This is a genomic window from Pseudomonas sp. IT-P260, assembly GCF_949768395.1.
In the GTDB taxonomy this organism is placed as follows: domain Bacteria; phylum Pseudomonadota; class Gammaproteobacteria; order Pseudomonadales; family Pseudomonadaceae; genus Aquipseudomonas; species Aquipseudomonas parakoreensis.
Map to the genome: position 1 here is coordinate 105,247 of NZ_CATKPO010000003.1, position 19,841 is coordinate 125,087.

The following is a 19,841-nucleotide window of genomic DNA, read 5'->3' on the forward strand; positions in this document are numbered from 1 at the left end:
ACAAGAATTTCAGTATTTCCTCTCCGAACTTTTAGTGTGTTCCCACCCAATCAGGCTGTTCAAGCGCGGACTGGCCGGCGCGGGGGACGAGGTTGTCCGGGTTTCAGGTGTCATGCCGGCCTCGGGGCCGATGCTTGAATAGGCGCAAAATCACCTGAGAAGGATCTTATGCCGCCTATTTCCGCCCCTGCGGTGGCCACGCCGTCCGCATCGCTCCAGACGTATCCGCTGACCGCTGCGCAGCTGGATATCTGGCTGGATCAGCTGAGTCGCGGTGATTCGCCGCTGTACAACATCGGCGGCTACATGGACCTCAGTGGCCCGCTGGAGCCGGCCCGGATGCAGGCCGCGCTGGAAGCGCTGGTGGCCCGGCATAACGCAATGCGCACGGTGCTGTTGCCCGGCGCCGGTGCAACAGGCTTGCCACTGCAGCAGTTTGCCCGGTCAGTCGCGGTGCCGATGCCGATCCACGATGTGTCGACGCACGGCGAGCCTGAATCGGCGGCGCGACTGTTGGTTCAGGCGCGCATCGATCAACCCTTCGTGCTGGACGGCGGCTGCCTGTTCCGCTTTCAGTTGATCCATCTCAATGACCAGCGACATTGGTTAGCCGTGCAGGCTCATCACTTGATCTTCGATGGCTGGAGCTTTGGCGAAATGTTCAAGTCGCTGGACGAGATCTATAACGCGCTGGCGCACGGCCAACCGGCACCAGTCGCGGCGCCGTCGTACATCGACTTCATCGAAGACAATGCGCGCTACCTAGCGTCGCCGCGTTATGCGCAGGATCGCGCCTACTGGCTGGACAAGTACCGACAATTGCCCGAGCCGCTGTTGCTGCCACGGCATCAGCAGAGTCTGGCCGGTCAGACCGCGCAGACGCAGGTCTACGCGCAGCCCTTGCCGGCGTTGCTGCATGAGCGCATGCAGCAGGTGGCCCGAGCGTTCGGCGCGTCGGCGTTCCATGTGTTGCTGGCGGCGCTGCATGTTTACTTCAGCCGTACCGCGCAGCGTGACGAATGGGTAGTTGGATTGCCGATTCTCAACCGCTCGGGTGCGCGCTTCAAATCCACCCTCGGGCTGTTCGCCCAGGTCAGCGCGGTGCGCATGGGTTTCGGTCGCGAATCTACCTTCGCTGAACTGGTGAGCGCGATCCGTGATGAGCTGCGCAAGGATTTCCGCCATCAGCGCTTCCCCGTGAGTGAAATGAACCGCGCCCTGGGTTTGCTGCGCGAAGAGCGCTCGCAGCTGTTCGAGGTCACGGTGTCCTACGAACAGGGCACTCACGATTATCGCTACGGCGAGGCATCGGGGCGGATCATCAAGGCCTCGAACGTCGAGGAGGCCACACCGCTGGCGGTGCACCTGCTGAGCAACCTTGCCAATGATGATGCGCGGCTGTACCTGATCTACAGCGAGGCGTATTTCAGCGCCGATCAAGTCAAGGCTCTGGCGGAACGCTGGTTGTTGATTCTGGAGCAGGGGCTGGAGGCGGTTGACCTGCCGGTGGCGGATTTCGACCTGAGCACGCCCGAGGAAACCGCGCTGCTGCAACAGTGGAATGCCACGCGGGTGGACTACCCGGCGCCGACCCCCCTTGCGCAGCGTATCGAAGCGCAGGCGATGCTGCGGCCGCAGTCGTTGGCGGCGGTTGCTCAAGGGCAATGCCTGAGCTATATCGAACTCAATCAACGCGCCAATGGGCTCGCTCATCATCTGCTCGACCTCGGTGTGCGCCCGGATGACCGGGTAGCGATCATCGCCCGGCGCGGGCTCGACACACTGGTCGGGCTGCTGGCGATTCTCAAGGCTGGCGCCGCTTATGTACCGCTGGATCCGGCGCATCCGGCCGAGCGCCTGAGCTATCTGCTGGAGGACAGCGCGCCCATCGCGGTGCTGACCCAGCGTGCGCTGCGCGGGCATTTGCCGGCGCTGTCGGTGCCGGTGATCGAGCTGGATCAGCCGAGCTGGCCCGTCGAGCCTGTCGGCGCGCCGAAGGTGCCGGGGCTGACCCCGGCCAACCTCGCTTATGTGATTTACACCTCTGGTTCAACCGGCCTGCCCAAGGGGGTGATGGTCGAGCATCGCACCCTGTGCAATCTGGTCGATTGGCACGCTGACGTTTTCGACCTGCGCGCCGGCAGCCATACCTCAAACCTGGCCGGCTTCGGTTTCGACGCGATGGCCTGGGAAGTCTGGCCGGCGCTGTGCGTGGGCGCGACCCTGCACCTGGCGCCGGTCAGCGAGGGTGGCGAAGACATCGATGCGCTGCTCGACTGGTGGTGTGCGCAGCCGCTGGAGGTGAGCTTTTTGCCGACCCCCATCGCCGAATACGCGTTCAGCCGCCAACTCGCTCACCCGACGTTGCGCACGCTGCTGATCGGTGGCGATCGCCTGCGCCAGTTCCCGCGTCAACAATCCTTCGAAGTGATCAACAACTATGGGCCGACCGAAGCCACCGTGGTGGCGACCTCGGGTCGCATCGACGCCGGGCAGGCGCTGCACATCGGCAAACCGGTGAGCAATGCCACGGTGTATCTGCTGGATGAACAGCAGCAACCGGTGCCGCTGGGCGTGAGCGGCGAGTTGTACATCGGCGGGGCCGGCGTGGCTCGCGGTTATTTGAACCGCGCCGACCTGAGCGCCGAGCGCTTCCTGCGTGATCCGTTCAGCGCTGAACCGGGGGCGCGCATGTATCGCACTGGCGATCTCGCACGCTGGCGCGCCGACGGCAATCTGGAATACCTGGGGCGCAATGACGATCAGGTGAAAGTCCGTGGCGTGCGCATCGAACCGGGGGAAATCGAGAGCGCACTCACCAGCCATCCAGCGGTGCGCGAAGCGGTGGTGCTGGTGCGCGACGGACAATTGTTGGCCTGGTTCACCGAGCGGGTGCCGTTGAACATCAATGAACTGCACGCACACCTGAAAACCCGCCTGAGCAGCGCCATGCTGCCGAACGCCTACGTGCGTCTGCCGGCGCTGCCGCTAACCGCCAACGGCAAGGTTGATCGCAAGGCGCTGCCCGCGCCCGAGGCAGGAGATTTGATCCGCCGCGAATACGAGGCACCGCAAGGCGAGGTCGAAATCGCCCTGGCGCAGATCTGGGCCGAAGTCCTGCAAGTGGAGCGGGTCGGGCGTCACGATCACTTCTTCGAACTGGGTGGGCATTCGTTGCTGGCGGTGATGCTGATCGAACGCATGCGTCAGCTCGATCTGAGCAGCGACGTGCGCGTGCTGTTCAGCCAGCCGACGCTCGCTGCACTGGCCGCTTCGGTCGGCAGCGGGCGGGAAATCGAAGTGCCGGCCAACCGCATCGCCGCCGATTGCACGCACATCACGCCGGCGATGTTGCCGCTGGTACAACTGCAACAGATGGACATCGAGCGGATCGTCGCCAGCGTTCCGGGTGGCGCCGCTAACGTGCAGGACATCTACCCGCTGGCACCGTTGCAGGAGGGGATTCTCTACCACCACATCACCGCTGAGCAGGGCGATCCGTACCTGCTGCAGTCGCAACTGGCGTTCGACAGTCTTGAGCGCGTCGAGGCCTTCGCTGCGGCGCTGCGCGAGGTCATGGCGCGCCACGACATTCTGCGCACTTCGGTGCTCTGGGAAGGCCTGGCCAGCCCGGTGCAAGTGGTGTGGCGCGAGGCGATTGTGCCGTTGCAGGAGGTCGAGCTTGATCCGCGTGACGGGCCGATCCTTGAACAGTTGCACGCGCGTTTCAACGCCCGGCGTTATCGCCTCGACGTCAGTCAGGCGCCGTTGCTGCGTCTGGTGTATGCCCGTGATCCGGCTATGGAGCGAGTGGTGGGGATTCTGCTGTTCCATCATCTGGCCATGGACCACATCGCCCTTGAAGTGATGCGCGGCGAGCTGCAGGCCAGCCTGTGCGGACACACTGTGGCGCTGGCGCCGCCAGTGCCGTATCGCAATTACGTGGCGCAGGCGCGGCTGGGCGTCAGCGAGCAGGAACACGAGGCGTTTTTCCGTGCGCAACTGGCGGACATCGACGAGCCGACCCTGCCATTCGGGCTGATGGAAGTGCAGGGCGACGGACGCGGCATTGACGAAGCGCAGCAAACCCTGCCGGCGAACGTCTATCAGCGGTTGCGCACCCAGGCGCGCCAGGCCGGGGTCAGCGTGGCGAGCCTGATCCATCTGGCGTGGGCGCGGGTGCTGGCGGCGGCGTCCGGCCAGCAGCGTGTGGTGTTCGGCACGGTGCTGATGGGGCGCATGCAAGGCGGCGAGGGCGCTGACCGGGCCTTGGGCGTGTTCATCAACAGCTTGCCGTTGCGCATCGATGTCGATGCCGGGGTGCTCGACGCCGTGCGCGCCACCCATGCGCGGCTGACCGCGCTGCTCGGGCATGAGCACGCGTCGCTGGCACTGGCCCAGCGCTGCAGTGGCGTTGCTTCGCCGTCGCCGTTGTTCAGCGCGCTGCTCAACTACCGGCACAGTGACGAAGCCGAATTGCTGGAGCCGTCCAGTCAGGCCTGGCAGGGCATCGAAACCCTGGCCAACGAGGAGCGCACCAATTACCCGCTGACCATGAGCGTGGATGATTTTGGCAACGGCTTGCGCCTGACCGGCAGGGCCGTGGCGCAGATCGGCGCGCAGCGGATTTGCGGCTACATGCAAGCCGCGTTGCACGGTTTGCTGCAGGCCTTGGAGCAGACCCCGCAACAGCCGTTGAACCGTTTGCCGATCCTGCAAGCCGAGGAGTTGCAACGTTTGCTGATCACGTTCAACGCCACCGAGGTCGATTGTCCGCTGGACCAGCCACTGCACGCGTTGTTCGAAGCACAGGTGCGGCGTAAGCCGGACGCCATCGCGCTGCAATCCGCGCAGGGAACCCTGACTTACCTCGAGCTCAATCAGCGCGCCAATCGTCTGGCCCATCACCTGCGCGAACTCGGTGTGCAACCGGATGCGCGGGTGGCGATCTGTGTCGAGCGCGGGCTGGATCTGGTGGTCGGTCTGCTGGGAATTCTCAAGGCCGGCGGCGCTTATGTGCCGCTGGATCCGGACTATCCGCTGGAGCGCCTGAACTACATGTTGCAGGACAGCGCGCCTGTCGCACTGTTGGTGCATGGCCCCACACGGCAATTGCTGGGTGAGCCGGGTGTGACGATGATCAATCTGGATCACGGCAGTTGGGAACAGCAGCCGTCAGGCAACCTTCAAGTGCCGGGTCTGAGTGCTTCGAACCTCGCTTACATGATCTACACCTCGGGTTCTACCGGGCTGCCGAAGGGCGTGATGATCGAGCATCGCAGCGCCTGCAACATGGTGCATTGGGGTTCGCAGATTTCCCCGCCGACCGAGCACGGCGCGCTGCTGCAAAAAGCGCCGTTCAGCTTCGACAGCTCGGTGTGGGAGATCTTCTGGCCGCTGTGTTCCGGGATGCGATTGGTATTGGCGCGGCCGGACGGCAATCGTGACTCGGCGTATGTGGTGCAGAGCATTCGTGAGCATCAAGTGACGGTGGTCAAGTTCGTGCCGGCGCTGTTGCAGCAGTTCATTGAACAGGACGGTGTCGAGCAGTGCACCAGCCTGACCGATGTGCTCAACGGTGGTGGCGAACTCAGCGCAGCGCTCGCGCGTCAGGTACGAACACGCCTGCCGTGGGTGCGTTTGCACAACGTTTATGGCCCGACCGAAACCACGGTGGATAGCACCGGCTGGACGCTGGAGCCGGACATGCCGGTGCCGGACAACGTGGTGCCGATCGGTAAGGCGTTGAGCAACACCCGTCTGTACGTGCTCGATGCCTACGGTCAACCGGTACCGCAAGGCGTCAGCGGTGAGTTGCACATCGGTGGCGTCGGGGTGGCGCGCGGTTATCACGGTTTGCCGGAGATGCAGGCCGAACGCTTCATCGACAGCCCGTTTGTGGCGGGTGATCGCCTGTACCGCACCGGCGATCTGGCGCGCTACAACAATCACGGCGAGCTGGAATTCCTTGGTCGCAACGACTTCCAGATCAAGCTGCGTGGCTTGCGTCTGGAACCGGGAGAAATCGAGGCACAGTTGATCGAACATCCAGCGATTCGCCAAGCGGTGGTGATGGTGCGCGATGAGCGTCTGGTGGCCTGGTACACCGTGCGCGCCGGCATCGACGCCCCATCGTTGGAGGGCTTGCGCGCGCATGTACTTGAGCGTTTGCCGGAGTACATGGTGCCCGGCGCGTTTGTGCTGCTCGACGCCTTGCCACTGACGCCAAACGACAAGATCGACCGCAAGGCCCTGCCGGAGCCGGGGGCCGATGCCGTCATCAACCGGCCTTACGTGGCGCCCGAGGGTGAAGTCGAAACCGCGCTGGCGCAAATCTGGGGCGAGGTGCTGGGCGTCGAACAGGTTGGTCGCCAGGACAACTTCTTCGAACTGGGCGGGCACTCGTTGCTGGCGGTGAGTCTGGTGGCGCGCATGCGCCAGAGCGGTTTGCACACCGACGCCCGGGCGCTGTTCAGCCAGCCGACCCTGGCGGCGCTGGCGCTCAGCACCACACCCGAGGCGCAGCAAGTGGTGATCCCGCCAACCACCATCCCGAGCCTAGCCCGCAAACGCCGGCTCTGACGCCGAACCCTGTAGGAGCTGCCGCAGGCTGCGATCTTTTGATCTTGCTGTTAAAAGCCAAATCAAAAGATCGCAGCCTGCGGCAGCTCCTACAGGGTGATTGCGGCGACCGAGCCGGACGCTTGTCCCCGCTTCCCATGTCAGCCCCGCAAGCCCCGATGTTTTAGCTTTTCCAGGCTGCGCGCAGCAGGCACGGACTCGCGGCTGCGCGCTCCTTTTTCTCGTATTTACAGCAGGTTATCCCATGCATTTCAGCGAACTGATGGCTGTTCTTTCCACCCATGCGATCCGCCTTCAACAGGAAGATGAAGACCTGGTCATTCTGGGCAGCGACGACGCGCTGGACGATGCGTTGTGGGACAGCCTCAGCGAACACAAGGCGCAGCTGCTGGAACTGGTCATCCGTCATGGTGGCGACTGGCTGAGCCCGGCGTTTCGCATCACCCCGGACATGCTGCCGCTGGTGACGCTGGATCAGCCGACCATCGACCGGCTGGTGGCCAGGGTGCCCGGCGGCGCCGCCAACCTGCAGGACATTTACCCGCTGGCGCCGCTGCAGGAAGGCATGCTTTATCTGCACCTGTCGGCAGCCGCCGGCGATCCTTACGTGTCGCAGGCCCGATTCGCCTTCGACAGCCGCGAACGGCTGGAGGCCTTCGCCGAGGCGTTGCAGTGGATGATCGAACGCCACGACATTCTGCGCACCTCGTTCGTCTGGGAACGCCTGGATGAACCGCTGCAAGTGGTGCAGCGGCAGGCTCGTCTTCACTGCGAGGAAATGGCCCTCGACCCGGGCGCGGATGTCCTGACGCAACTGCTGGAGCGCCACGACCCACGGTTCTTCCGCCTCGACATCCAGCAGGCGCCGCTGCTGCGTCTGGTGTACGCCATGGATCCGGCCAACGGGCGCGTGGTCGCGCTGTTGCTGTTCCACCACCTGATCATGGACCACGTCGCCCTCGACGTGGTGCGCCGCGAAACCCGCGCGCATCTGCTCGGCCAGACCGCGCAGGTCGGGCCGCCGGTGCCGTACCGTGATCACCTGGCCAAGGCGCGCATGGGCCTGGACGAAAAATCCCATGAAGGTTTTTTCCGCGAGATGCTCGCCGACATCGACGAGCCGACCTTGCCCTGTGGTTTGCAGGATGTGCAAGGCGACGGCCAAAGCATCGAAGAAGCTGTGCTGATGCTCGACACCGACTTCAGCCGGCAACTGCGCGGCCAGGCGCGTCAGCTCGGCGTCAGCGTCGCCAGCCTGATGCACCTGGCGCTGGCGCGGGTGCTCGGCCAGTTGTCGGGCCGCACCGCTGTGGTGTTCGGCACCGTGTTGCTGGGGCGGATGGAGGCGGGTGAGGGCGGCGAACAGGCGCTGGGGATGTTCATCAACACCTTGCCGCTGCGGGTGGATGTCGGGGCGGACGGCGTGCGTGCCGGGGTGCTGGCCACCCATCGACGCCTGACTGCGTTGCTCGGCCATGAACAGACCTCGCTGGCACTGGCCCAGCGTTGCAGTGCGGTGGCGGTGCCGACGCCGTTGTTCAGCGCGATCCTCAACTATCGCCACAGCAGCAGTGATGAGATCGCCGAGGTCAGCGAACTGGCCCCTGGCGTGCAAGTGCTGGGCGCCCGCGAGCGCACCAACTACCCGCTGACGATCAACATCGACGACCTCGGCGAAGACTTGCGCATCACTGCGCTGGCGGATGCGGCGCTGGGCGCGCAACGCATCGCCGCTTACCTGCACACCGCGTTGCACAGCTTGCTGCAGGCCTTGCAATCGACTCCGGATGCGCCGCTGCAACGCCTGAATATCCTGCCGGCCGCCGAGCGCGAATTCTTGGTGCACGGGGTCAATTCGCCGTTGCCGCAATTCCCGGAAACGCCGTTGATCCATCAGCAGTTCGAAGCGCATGCGGCGGCACGCCCGGAGGCCACAGCGCTGCTGTTCCAGGAGCAGACACTGAGCTACGGCGAGCTCAACCGCCGCGCCAATCAGCTTGCGCATCACCTGCTGGCACAGGGAATTCGCCCGGATCAGCGCGTGGCGATCTGCGTCGAGCGCGGCCCGCAGATGATCATCGGCCTGCTCGGTATCCTCAAGGCGGGCGCCGGTTATGTGCCAATCGACCCGGCGTATCCGCTGGAGCGCATCGCCTACACCTTGCAGGACAGCGCCCCGGTGGCGGTGCTGATTCAGGCCGATACGCTGGACCGGGTTGGCGCGCTTAACGTGCCGATCATCGATCTGGACAGCCTGCAGTTGCAGGCTGAACTCAGCAGCAATCCGCAGATTCCCGAGCTGACCCCAAATCATCTCGCCTACGTGATCTACACCTCCGGTTCCACCGGGCTGCCCAAAGGCGTGATGGTCGAACACCGCAACGTGGTGCGCCTGTTTTCGGCAACCCACGACTGGTTCAACTTCAACCCGCAGGATGTGTGGGCGCTGTTCCATTCCTTCGCTTTCGACTTCTCGGTGTGGGAAATCTGGGGCGCGCTGGCGTTCGGCGGCCAGTTGTTGCTGGTGCCGCAGGCCGTGAGCCGCTCGCCGGACGACTGCTACGCGCTGCTCTGCCGCACTGGCGTCACCGTGCTCAATCAGACCCCGAGCGCTTTCCGTCAACTGATCGCCGCGCAGGGTCGCAGCCCGTTGCAGCACTCGTTGCGCGAAGTGATCTTCGGCGGCGAAGCGCTGGAACCGGGCCTGCTCAAACCGTGGTACGCGCGGGTTGGCAATGCCGGTACGCGGCTGGTGAACATGTACGGCATCACTGAAACCACGGTGCACGTCACCTATCGCCCACTGCAGGCAGCGGACGCATTACTGGTCGGGCGCAGCCCAATTGGCGTCGGCATCCCCGACCTGCAACTGTACGTGCTCGACGCGCAGCGCGAACCGGTGCCGGTCGGCGTGATCGGCGAGTTATACGTCGGTGGCGCCGGGGTTGCCCGCGGCTACCTCAACCGCGAGGCGCTGACCGCCGAGCGCTTTATTGCCGACCCGTTCAGCGGCCGTTCTGCAGCGCGCCTGTACAAGACCGGTGACCTCGCGCGCTGGTCAGCGGATGGCAGCCTCGAATACCTGGGGCGCAACGACGATCAAGTGAAGATTCGGGGTTTCCGCATTGAACTGGGTGAAATTGAAGCTCGCCTCGCCGCCTGCGCCGGTGTGCGCGAAGCGCTGGTGATCGCTCGTGAAGACAGTCCCGGTGACAAGCGTCTGGTCGCCTACTGGCTGGCCGCCGAAGGCACTGAACCGAGCGCCGCGCAATTGCGCGACGCGTTGTTGCAATCGCTGGCCGACTACATGGTGCCGAGTGCCTTTGTGCGCCTCGACGCCATACCGCTGACCACCAACGGCAAGCTTGATCGCAAAGCCTTGCCACAACCGGACAGCGATGCCTTCGCCCGACGCGGTTTCGAAGCCCCGCTGGGGCCAGTGGAAACTCTGATCGCCGGCATCTGGCAGAGCCTGCTCGCTGTCGAGCAGGTCGGGCGGCACGACAATTTCTTCGAACTCGGCGGCCATTCGCTGCTGGCGGTGAAACTGATCGAACGCATGCGCCAGCACGACTTGCAGTGCGACGTGCGCGTGCTGTTCGGTCAGCCGAGCGTGGCAGCACTGGCGGCGACCTTGAGTCACCGTCACGCCCGGCAGGTGCCGGAGAATCTGATTCCTGCCGATTGCACGCGGATCACCCCGGACATGCTGCCGCTGGCCACGCTGGATCAGGCCGCCATCGACCGCGTGGTCGCCAGCGTGCCCGGCGGCGTCGCCAATGTTCAGGACATTTACGGCTTGGCACCTTTGCAGGCGGGGATCCTCTATCACCATCTGGCGACCAGCGCCGGTGACCCCTACGTGTTGCAGGCGCAATTCGCCTTCGCCGGACTGGCGCAGATCAAGGCCTTTGTTCGCGCGCTGAACGTGGTGATCGCGCGCCACGACATCCTGCGCACCAGCGTGGTCTGGGAAGGGCTTGAAGAGCCGGTGCAAGTGGTCTGGCGCGAGGCGCCGCTGGCGCTGGAACGGGTCGATGCCGACCTGATTGAGGGCGATGTGCTGGCGCAGATGCAGGCGCGGTTCGATCCACGGCACTACCGCCTCGACCTGCGCCGCGCGCCGCTGATGCGTCTGGCCTACACCGAAGACCGTGAACAGCAGCGCTGGGTCGGCATCCTGTTGCTGCACCACATCGTGCTCGACCACACCGCACTGGAAGTGCTGCTCGCGGAAATGAACGACAGTCTGCAGCCGAGCGGTGCCGAGTTGCCGATGCCGGTGCAGTACCGCTACTACGTGGCGCAGGCGCAACAGCACGCCGATACCCAAGCGCACGAAGCGTTCTTCCGCGACATGCTCGGCGACATCGACGAGCCGACCGTGGCCTTCGGTGTGCAGGACGTGCATGGCGACGGCAGCAGCATTGTCGACAGCGAGCAGGCGCTGGATTCTAGCGTGGCCCAGCGTTTGCGCGAGCAGGCGCGCCGCCTCGGCATCAGCGCCGCGAGTCTGGTGCACCAGGCCTGGGGTCAGGTGCTGGCAAAGGTCTCGGGCCGTGAGGAAGTGGTATTCGGCACCGTGTTGCTCGGGCGCATGCAGGGCGGCGAGGGCGCCGATCGCGCACTCGGCATGTTCATCAACACCTTGCCGCTGCGGGTCAGCGTCGGCGCGACCGCCGTGCAGCAAGGCGTGCGCGCTACCCATGAACGTCTGGCGCAACTGCTGGCGCATGAGCAGGCCTCGCTGTCGCTGGCCCAGCGTTGCAGCGGTGTTGCCGCGTCGCTGCCGCTGTTCAGCAGCTTGCTCAACTATCGCCACAGCGCGACCGAAACGGCAGGTGTGAACTGGGACGGGATCGAGATTCTCAGCTCGCGCGAGCGCAGCAACTATCCGCTGGTGGTCAGCGTCGATGACCTCGGCGCAGGTTTTCGCCTGAGCGTGCAGGCGGTGCCGCAGGTGGATGGTGCGCGGGTCTGCGATTACTTGCAGACCGCGCTGCACAACTTGCTGACCGCTCTGGAGCACTCGCCAGCAACACCCGTGCGGCAGATATCGGTGCTGTCGCCGAGTGAACGGCAGCGGGTCCTGGTCGGCTTTAATATCACCGGTCGCGACTTCCCGCCGGCGCAAACCGTGCAGCGTTTGTTCGAGGCCCGGGCGGCCGCGCACCCCGAGGCTTTGGCGGCGGTGCAAGGTGCGCAGCAGTTGCGCTATGGCGAACTCAATCAGCGGGCCAATCGTCTGGCGCATCACCTGATTGGCCTTGGGGTGCAGCCCGATGACCGGGTCGCCCTGTGCGCCCGGCGCAGTCCGGACATGCTGGTGGCGCTGCTGGCGATCCTCAAGGCCGGCGCCAGTTATGTGCCGGTTGATCCGGCGTATCCGGCGGAACGCATCGCCTACCTGTTGCAGGACTGCGCCCCGGTGGCGGTCGTGGCGCAGGCCTCGACTCGCGATCTGCTCGGTGGCGTGCCGGTCATCGATCTGGAGAGCGACCTCTGGCAGCACCTGTCGGATGCCAATCCGCAGGTGCCGGCATTGACGCCGAACCATCTGGCTTACGTGATCTACACCTCCGGTTCCACCGGACAACCGAAAGGGGTGATGGTCGAGCATGCGACCCTGGAAAACCTCGTGCACTGGCACGCTGAAGCCTTTGACTTGCAGGCCGGCAGCCAGACCGCGAGCGTCGCCGGCTTCGGTTTCGATGCGATGGCCTGGGAAGTCTGGCCGGCGCTGTGTGTCGGCGCGACCTTGCACCTGCCGCCGCCGTCGATCCGCAATGAACATCTCGACGAGTTGCTCGACTGGTGGTGCGCGCAGCCGTTGCAGGTCAGCTTCCTGCCGACGCCGGTGGCCGAATACGCGTTCAGCCGGCAATTGCAGCACCCGACCCTGCGTACGCTACTGATTGGCGGCGACCGTCTGCGTCAGTTCAATCGCCAGCAAACCTTTGAAGTGATCAACAACTATGGCCCGACCGAAGCAACGGTGGTCGCCACCTCGGGGCCGGTCGAACTGGACCAGCCGCTGCATATTGGCCGGCCGATTGCCAATGCCAAAATCTATGTGTTGGACGCCGAGCAGCGTCCGGTGCCGGTGGGGGTGGCGGGCGAGTTGTATGTCGGCGGCGCGGGCGTGGCGCGCGGTTATCTGAATCGCCCCGAGCTGAGCGCTGCGCAGTTCCTCTTCGATCCGTTCAGCGACGAGCCGCAGGCGCGCATGTACCGCACCGGCGATCAGGCGCGTTGGCTGGCCGACGGCAACATTGAGTACCTGGGGCGCAACGACGATCAGGTCAAATTGCGTGGCGTGCGTATCGAACTCGGTGAAATCGAAGCCGCGCTCGGCAGCCACGTTGCGCTGCAGGAAGCGGTGGTGCTGGTTCGCGATGGGCGGCTGATTGCGTGGTTCACCGAGCGCACGGCGGTCGATATTCAGCAGTTGCACACGCATTTGCAGGCACGCTTGCCGGATGCGCTGTTGCCGGCGGCTTACGTGCGGCTGGATGCATTGCCGCTGACCGCCAACGGCAAGATTGACCGCAAGGCCTTGCCTGAACCGGAGCAGGGCGCGTGGCTCAGCCGCGAATATGAAGCGCCACAAGGTGCGGTGGAAAACGCGCTGGCGCAGATCTGGATCGACGTGCTGAACGTCGAGCGAGTCGGGCGTCACGACAACTTCTTCGAACTGGGCGGGCATTCGCTGCTGGCGGTGAGCCTGATCGAGCGCATGCGCCAGATCGACCTCGCGGCCGACGTGCGCGTGTTGTTCAATCAGCCGACTCTGGCCGCATTGGCGGCCGCTGTGGGCAGCGGTCGCGAAATTGAGGTGCCGGCCAACCGCATTCCGCCGGGCTGCACGCACATCACCCCGGACATGCTCAGCCTGACTGAACTCGATCAAGCGAGCATCGAGCGCATCGTCGCCACCGTGCCGGGCGGGGCTGCCAACGTGCAGGACATCTATCCGCTGGCACCGCTGCAGGAAGGCATTCTTTACCACCACTTGAGCGCCGAACAGGGCGATCCGTACCTGCTGCAATCGCGGCTGATCTTCGACAGCGTCGAGCGCCTGCGCACCTTCAGCCAAGCCTTGCAGCAGGTCGTCGCCCGTCACGACATTCTGCGCACCAGCGTGGTCTGGGAAGGCTTGCCGAGTCCGCATCAGGTGGTGTGGCGCGAGGCGCCGCTGGTGGTACAGTCGGTGCCGCTGGATCCGGCGCAGGGCGACGTTCTCGAACAGTTGCACGCGCGGTTCGATGCCCGACACAACCGCCTCGACCTGAGCCAGGCGCCGCTGATGCGCATCGTCTATGCCGAGGAGCCGGCGCAGCAACGGGTGGTGGCGATCATCCTGTTCCAGCACTTGATTCTCGACCACACCGCCATGGAGGTGGTGGGCCAGGAAATGCGCGCGTTCATGTTCGATCAGGCCGACCGCCTCGGCACGCCGATGCCGTACCGCAACTACGTGGCGCAGGCGCGTCTGGGCGCCAGCGAGCAGGAGCACGAAGCGTTCTTCCGCGACATGCTCGGCGATATCGACGAACCGACCCTGCCATTCGGTCTGCACGACGTGCAAGGCGATGGCGGCGACATCGAGGAGGCGCAGCAAGCTGTCGATGCCGGATTGACCCTGCGCCTGCGTGAACAGGCGCGGCAGTTGGGTGTCAGCCCGGCGAGCCTGATGCATCTGGCCTGGGCGCAGGTGCTGGGGGTACTTGCCAACCGCCGCGACGTGGTGTTCGGCACGGTGCTGTTGGGTCGTTTGCAGGGCGGTGAAGGCGCGGATCGCACCCTCGGCGTGTTCATTAACACCTTGCCGCTGCGGGTGGATGTCAGCGAAGGCGTGAGCGCTGCGGTCAAGACCACCCACGCACGGCTGACCGCGCTGCTGGCCCATGAACACGCGCCACTGGCTCTGGCCCAGCGCTGTAGCGCGGTGTCCGGCGCGCCGCTGTTCAGCGCACTGCTCAACTACCGGCATACCGTCGCCGAGGCGCAGCCGCGTGACGGTCAGGGCATCTGGGAAGGCGTGCAATTGCTCGGCGGCGAAGAGCGCAGCAACTATCCGCTGACCCTCAGCGTCGACGATCTCGGCGCAGACTTTTCCCTGTCCGTACTGGCACTGGCGCAGATCGGCGCGCAACGCATCTGCGGCTACATGCACACCGCGCTGGAGCATCTGCTGCACGCACTGGAGCAGGCGCCACAGCGTCCGCTCAACCGTTTGCCGATTCTCTCGGTCGATGAATACGAGCGCCTGGTGGTCGGTTTCAACCCGACCGCAGCGGCCTATCCGCGCGGTGCAACGATTCAGACACTGGTGCAAGTGCAGGCCTCGCAGCAGCCGCAGGCACTGGCGGTGGTGCAGGGCACGCAACAGCTGACCTATGCGCAGCTCAATCAGCAGGCCAATCGACTGGCGCATCACTTGCTCGGCCTCGGCGTGCAACCAGACGACCGGATTGCCGTGTGCCTGCCACGCAGCCCGCAGATGCTGGTGGCGCTGCTGGCGATTCTCAAGGCCGGCGCCGGTTATGTGCCGGTCGATCCGGCGTACCCGGCGGGGCGCATCGCCTACCTGTTGCAGGACAGCGATCCGGTGGCGGTGCTGGCGCAGGGCGCGACCCGCGAGCTGCTGGGCCGGGTGCCGGTGATCGATCTGGATCAGAACCTCTGGCAGCACCTGGCGGAGACCAATCCACAACTGCCGACGCTGACCCCGGCGCATCTGGCCTACGTGATCTACACCTCGGGTTCGACCGGCCAGCCGAAAGGCGTGATGGTCGAACACGCGACCCTGGAAAACCTGGTGCACTGGCACTGCGAGGCGTTCGACCTGCATGCCGGCAGCCACACCGCCAGCGTCGCCGGTTGCGGTTTCGACGCGATGGCCTGGGAAGTCTGGCCGGCGCTGTGTGTCGGCGCGACCCTGCACCTGCCACCGCCGTCGATCAGCAACGAACACCTCGATGAACTGCTCGACTGGTGGCGCGCGCAACCGTTGCAGGTGAGCTTCCTGCCGACGCCGATTGCCGAATACGCCTTCAGTCGTGAACTGGGGCATCCGACCTTGCGCACGCTGCTGATCGGGGGCGACAAGTTGCGCCAGTTCCCGCGTGAGCAGACCTTTGCCGTGATCAACAACTACGGCCCGACCGAAGCCACGGTGGTCGCGACCTCCGGGCACATCAATGCCAGACAGCTGCTGCATATCGGCCGGCCGATGAGCAACGCCAGAATCTACCTGCTCGATGAACAGCAACGTCCGGTGCCGGTTGGCGTGGCGGGCGAACTGTACGTCGGTGGCGCGGGTGTCGCCCGTGGTTATCTGAACCGTCCCGAGCTGACCGCCGAACGCTTCCTCGAAGACCCGTTCAGTGACGAACCGCAGGCGCGCATGTACCGCACCGGTGACCTCGCGCGCTGGCTGACCGACGGCAATATCGAGTACCTGGGGCGTAACGACGATCAGGTCAAACTGCGCGGCGTGCGGGTGGAGCTGGGGGAAATCGAAGCCGCGCTGTCCAGCCATGCGGCGGTGCAGGACGCGGTGGTGCTGGTGCGCGAGGCGCTCTTGATCGCCTGGTTCACCGCGCGCACTGCGGTAGAAATCGAAGAGCTGCGCCAGCATCTGCAAGCACGTTTGCCGCAGGCACTGGTGCCCGCCGCCTACGTGCGCCTGCCGGCGCTGCCGTTGACCGCCAACGGCAAACTCGACCGCAAGGCCTTGCCCGAACCGGATCAGGACGCCTGGCTCAGCCGCGAATACGCAGCCCCGCAAGGGCCGGTGGAAACCGCGCTGGCGCAGGTCTGGGCCGAGGTGCTGCAGGTCGAACAGGTCGGACGTCACGACAACTTCTTCGAACTGGGCGGGCATTCACTGTTGGCGGTGACCCTGATCGAACGCATGCGGCAGCTCGGCCTGAGCACCGACGTGCGCGTGTTGTTCAGCCAGCCGACCCTCGCCGCGCTGGCCGCCGCCGTCGGCAGCGGTCGCGAAGTGGCGGTGCCGGCCAACCTGATTCCGCACGGTTGCACGCACATCACTCCAGACATGCTGACGCTGGTGCAACTGGATCAGCAGAGCATCGAGCGTATCGTTGCCACGGTGCCGGGCGGTGCCGCCAATGTGCAGGATATTTATCCGCTGGCGCCGTTGCAGGAAGGCATTCTTTATCACCACTTGAGCGCCGAACAGGGCGATCCATACCTGCTGCAATCGCGCCTGGCATTCGACAGCCTTGAACGCTTGCAGGCCTTCGCCGCCGCGCTGCGTCAGGTCATGACACGTCATGACATTCTGCGTACCGGGGTGGTGTGGGAAGGGTTGTCAACGCCGGTGCAAGTGGTCTGGCGCGAAGCCGAGCTGCCGCTGCAGGAGGTTGCATTCGATCCGGCGGGCGGTGATGTTCTGGCGCAGTTGTATGAGCGTTTCGACGCGCGTCATTACCGCATCGACCTCAGTCAGGCGCCGCTGATTCGCCTGGTGTACGCGCAGGATCCGGCCAACGACCGGGTGGTCGCCATGCTGCTGTTCCATCACATCGCCATGGATCACACGGCGCTGGCCGTGGTGCAGGAGGAAATGCAAGCGATCCTCTTTGGTCACGACGAAGCACCGCTGCCGGCCGTGCCGTATCGCAACTACGTGGCGCAGACCCGGCTGGGCGTCAGTGAGCAGGAACACGAAGCGTTCTTCCGCGCGATGCTCGGTGACATCGACGAGCCGACGCTGCCGTTTGGCCTGCTGGATGTGCGCGGCGACGGGCAGGATATCGAAGAAGTCCGGGAGAACGTGCCCGAAGCGCTGGCGCGGCGCCTGCGCAGCCAGGCGCGGCAGCTGGGCGTGAGCGTCGCGAGCCTGTTCCATTTGGCGTTTGCTCAGGTATTGGCGGCGACTTCCGGACATTCGCGCGTGGTGTTCGGCACTGTGCTGCTGGGGCGGATGCAGGGCGGTACTGGCGCGGATCGCGGCTTGGGGATGTTCATCAACACGCTGCCGCTGCGGGTGGATCTGGGCGATGTTTCGGTGCGTGCCGGGGTACGTGCGACCCATGCGCAACTGACGGCATTGCTCGGCCATGAACATGCGTCGCTGGCATTGGCCCAGCGTTGCAGCGGGGTCGCCGCGCCGTCGCCGCTGTTCAGCGCGATGCTCAATTACCGGCACAGCGTCAGCGAGGAACAGCAGCAGGCCACGCGTCTGAGCTGGCAGGGCATCGAAAATCTTTCCAGCGAAGAGCGCACCAACTATCCGCTGAGTCTCAATGTCGATGACCTGGGCGAAGGTTTTATCCTCACCGCCATGACACCTTCGCGCATAGGCGCGGCGCGGGTGTGTGGCTTTATGCAGCAGGCGCTGGCGGGGCTGGTCGAGGCACTGGAGCAGACACCGCAGCAGACCTTGAACCGCCTGCCGGTGCTGGCGGATGCCGAGCGTCAGCAGTTGCTGTTCGGCCTCAATGCCACGGCGGTCGATTACAACCTTGAGCAGACGATTTATGGTCTGTTTGAAGCGCAAGTGGCGCGTAGGCCTTGGGCACCAGCGGTGGTCGCTGATGAACAGCAACTGACTTATGCCGAACTCAACGCCCGGGCCAATCAACTGGCGCGGCACCTGCGCGAATTGGGCGTAGGGCCGGACTCACGGGTGGCGATCTGCGTCGAGCGCGGTCTGGACATGGTGGTCGGGCTGTTGGCGATCCTCAAGGCCGGCGGTGGTTATGTGCCGCTGGACCCGGCGTATCCGCTGGAGCGTCTGGCCTACATGCTGGAAGACAGCGCGCCGCTGGCGGTGCTGGTGCAGGGAACCACGCGTTCGTTGCTCGGTGACGTTGGCGTGCCGGTGATCGATCTGGATCAGCCGCATTGGCAAGCGCTGCCAACGGAAAACCTTTCTCTTGCAGAGTTGACCCCGCAGCACACCGCGTACGTGATCTACACCTCCGGCTCCACCGGCCAACCGAAAGGCGTGATCAACGAGCATCGCGGGGTGGTCAACCGTTTGCTGTGGATGCAGGACGCCTATCAACTGACCGCCAGCGACACGGTGTTGCAGAAAACCCCGTTCAGCTTCGACGTCTCGGTGTGGGAATTCTTCTGGCCGCTGTTGACTGGCGCTCGATTGGTCATGGCCCGGCCCGAGGGGCACAAGGATCCGCAATACCTCAGCGAAATCATCGAACGCGAACACATCACCACGTTGCACTTCGTACCGTCGATGCTCGACGTGTTTCTCGCTCACGCTGACACCGCACGTTGCAGCAGTCTGCGTCAGGTGATGTGCAGCGGCGAAGCCCTGCCGGGCAGCGTGGTGCGACGCTTCAAGCAGCAACTGCCGGGCAGCCAATTGCACAACCTCTACGGCCCGACAGAGGCAGCGGTGGACGTCACCGCGTGGAACTGCGCCGGACCACTGGAGCAAACCCCGGACAACACGCCGATCGGCAAACCAATCGCCAACACCCGCATGTACATCCTCGATGCCCAGCAGCAACCGGTGCCCCACGGCGTGGTCGGCGAGCTGTACATCGGTGGCGTGCAGGTGGCGCGCGGTTATCTGAATCGCCCGGAACTGAACGCCGAACGCTTCCTCGACGATCCGTTCCAGGCCAATGGGCGAATGTACCGCACCGGCGATGTCGCCCGCTATCTGGCGGACGGCAATATCGAATACCTGGGCCGCAACGACGATCAGGTGAAGATCCGTGGCTTGCGCATCGAACTCGGCGAGATTCAGGCGCGTTTGACCCAGATCGACGGCATTCAGGAAGCCGCCGTACTGGCTCGCGAAGACGTGCCGGGGGACAAGCGTCTGGTGGCGTACTACACCGGCGCACGCCTGGAAACCGACGTGCTACGCAGTCATCTGCTGGAGCACCTGCCGGACTACATGGTGCCCGCGCTGTTCGTGCATCTCGATGCACTGCCGCTGAGCCCTAACGGCAAACTCGACCGCAAGGCGCTGCCGGCGCCGGATCAGGGCGCATTGCCGGTGCGCGAATATGAAGCCCCGGTCGGCGAAGTGGAAATCACCCTCGCACGGCTCTGGGCCGAGTTGCTCAACGTCGAGCGGGTAGGGCGCCACGATCATTTCTTTGAACTGGGTGGGCACTCGCTGCTGGCGGTCAGTCTGATCGGCCGGCTGCGTCAGGAAGGCATGGAAGCCGATGTCAGGTCGCTGTTCGAACATCCGACCCTGGCCGGCTACGCCGCAATTACCGAACGAATGGAGATCGTCCTGTGAA

Annotated in this window: 2 protein-coding genes; both read left to right on the forward strand. The window is 64.8% G+C overall.

Annotation, left to right across the window (positions count from 1 at the left end; all coding sequences use genetic code 11):
• Positions 1-168: 168 nt before the first annotated feature.
• A complete protein-coding gene (locus ACM6HV_RS02605; RefSeq protein ID WP_414903390.1) occupies positions 169-6,582 on the forward strand; it encodes an amino acid adenylation domain-containing protein in 6,414 nt (2,137 codons plus the stop codon).
• 244 nt (positions 6,583-6,826) lie between these two features.
• Positions 6,827-19,840: an amino acid adenylation domain-containing protein gene (locus ACM6HV_RS02610; protein WP_414903392.1), complete on the forward strand. Its 13,014-nt coding sequence runs from the start codon at positions 6,827-6,829 to the stop codon at positions 19,838-19,840.
• The last annotated feature ends 1 nt before the right edge of the window (position 19,841 follow it).

What these genes read in the sequence shown, in the direction of transcription:
- ACM6HV_RS02605 (WP_414903390.1), top strand. Translation starts at nt 169, where the DNA reads ATGCCGCCTATTTCCGCCCCTGCGGTGGCCACGCCGTCCGCATCGCTC.
- ACM6HV_RS02610 (WP_414903392.1), top strand. Translation starts at nt 6,827, where the DNA reads ATGCATTTCAGCGAACTGATGGCTGTTCTTTCCACCCATGCGATCCGC.